Source organism: Flintibacter faecis, from assembly GCF_014287875.1.
Classification (GTDB): domain Bacteria; phylum Bacillota; class Clostridia; order Oscillospirales; family Oscillospiraceae; genus Lawsonibacter; species Lawsonibacter faecis_A.
The window spans coordinates 1-659 of sequence record NZ_JACOPN010000036.1; the positions used below are offsets into that span (position 1 = coordinate 1).

The window sequence follows — 659 nt, forward strand, 5'->3', positions numbered from 1 at the left end:
GTTGGTATTGATTAGGGCGAGGGTCCACCCGTTCCCATTCCGAACACGGAAGTTAAGCTCGCTTCTGCCGAAAATACTTGCCTGGAGACGGGCCGGAAAGATAGGTAATGCCAACACAAACGGTCAGTTTAGGCTGACCGTTTTTTCCTGCCAAGTCAGGCAGCCGAAAGAGCTTGAAAAAAGTTCAAAAAAACTCGAAAAAGTTCTTGACAAGGCGAACTGAGTATGGTATCCTAAATAAGTCGCTTGCGAGAGCGACGGTGATAAAACTTCAAGGACCTGGCGGATGAGAGGACTTGAAAAGAGGTTGAAAAACTTCTGAAAAAAGTTCTTGACAAAAGGAAAACGAAGTGATATCATTAAGAACCGTTGCAGGACGCAGCGTGTACCTTGTAAATTAAACAACGTGACAAACACGAAGCACCAAAAGGTGATGGTTGTTTTTAAGAGCTTTGAAAAGAGCTTGTAAGGAACAACGTCAATTTATTTTCTTTGAAGCAAGGAACGCTTCAATAAGATCGATTTGATTGGCTTCTTTGGGGTCATTTAAATACCATTTTATTGAGAGTTTGATCCTGGCTCAGGATGAACGCTGGCGGCGTGCTTAACACATGCAAGTCGAACGGAACTCCTGTGTTTGAGGTTTCGGCCAAGAAGAC

At 43.7% G+C, this 659-nt stretch carries 2 rRNA genes; both read left to right on the forward strand.

Annotated elements, in window-relative coordinates:
* Positions 1–116: ribosomal RNA gene (gene rrf / locus H8S55_RS13890) — 5S ribosomal RNA — on the forward strand.
* 441 nt (positions 117–557) lie between these two features.
* Positions 558–659: ribosomal RNA gene (locus H8S55_RS13895) — 16S ribosomal RNA — on the forward strand; the annotation flags it as partial.